At 38.5% G+C, this 1,207-nt stretch carries 1 protein-coding gene; it reads right to left on the minus strand.

The window, feature by feature from the left end; all coding sequences use genetic code 11:
• On the minus strand, positions 1 to 1,207 hold a 1,207-nt coding region (locus CDZ78_RS20645), incomplete at both ends, for a DEAD/DEAH box helicase family protein (protein ID WP_140414278.1).

Genomic DNA, 1,207 nt, shown 5'->3' on the forward strand with positions numbered 1-1,207 from the left:
GGGAAGAATTTTTTAATGGATTTATGGTTTTCACCGAATTGCGAACGGTGGCATTCGTCAAAGATAAACACAACCCGCTTGTTCCGCAGGGGAGATAAACGCTCTTTGTAGGTTTGTTTTCCCTCTTTAAGCCTGCTTTTATTCCGTTTGCTATTTTCGTCCAGTGCTAACCCCAGTTTTTGAATGGTCGTGACAATGATCTTATCGGCGTAGTCTTCAGATAACATGCGCCGAACAAGCGTTTCAGTATTGGTATTTTCTTCTACACAACTTTCTTGAAACTTATTAAATTCTTCACGGGTTTGACGATCTAAATCCTTTCGATCAACTACAAATAAGCATTTTTCAATATTTGAATTGTCTTTGAGTAGCGTAGAGGCTTTAAAGGATGTTAGTGTTTTTCCTGATCCAGTGGTGTGCCAAATATAGCCATTTCCAAGGTTTTGTTGGATGCAGTCAACGATGGCTTTAACCGCATATATTTGATATGGCCGCATCATCATCATTTTTCGTTCTGACTCCACAAGTACCATATAGCGGCTGATATTCTGCCCTAAAGCACATTTAGCTAAAAACGCTTTGGCAAAGCAGTGTAGGTGATTAATTTTTCTATTATCTTTATCTGCCCACTGATAAATAGGTAAAAAACGTTCATCTGCATCAAAGCTAAAGTGTTCATTGTGGTTATTAGCAAAGTAGTAAGTTCTGTATTCATTACTAACAATAAATAGCTGCATAAAGCACATAATGGTATTGCCATAACCATTGCCAGAATCTTTTTTGTAGTTAACGATTTGCTCCATAGCTCGGCGAGTAACGATCTGGTGATTTTTTAACTCAATTTGCACGACAGGTATGCCGTTGATGAGCAATATTACATCGTAACAATGGTAGCTATCACTGGTGTTCATTCGTAACTGGTTAATGACCTCAAACTCGTTTTTACACCAATCTTTTATATTGACAAGGGTGTAATGTAGGGGCGTTCCATCTTCCCGTCGAAAATATCCTGTTTCTCGCAATGTTTTTGATGCTTTAAATACGTCCTCGGTGACAATATCATCTCGTAAGCGAGCGAACTCAGACTCAGTGAGGCTTACACTATTTAGCACTTCGAACTTTTTACGGAAATTTTTCTCAAGTGCGACCTTGTCACAAATATCATCCCGATATGTATACTTGAGATCTACTAGCTTCCCAATTAACC

The sequence above is a fragment of the Bathymodiolus platifrons methanotrophic gill symbiont genome (assembly GCF_002189065.1).
In the GTDB taxonomy this organism is placed as follows: Bacteria; Pseudomonadota; Gammaproteobacteria; order Methylococcales; family Methylomonadaceae; genus Methyloprofundus.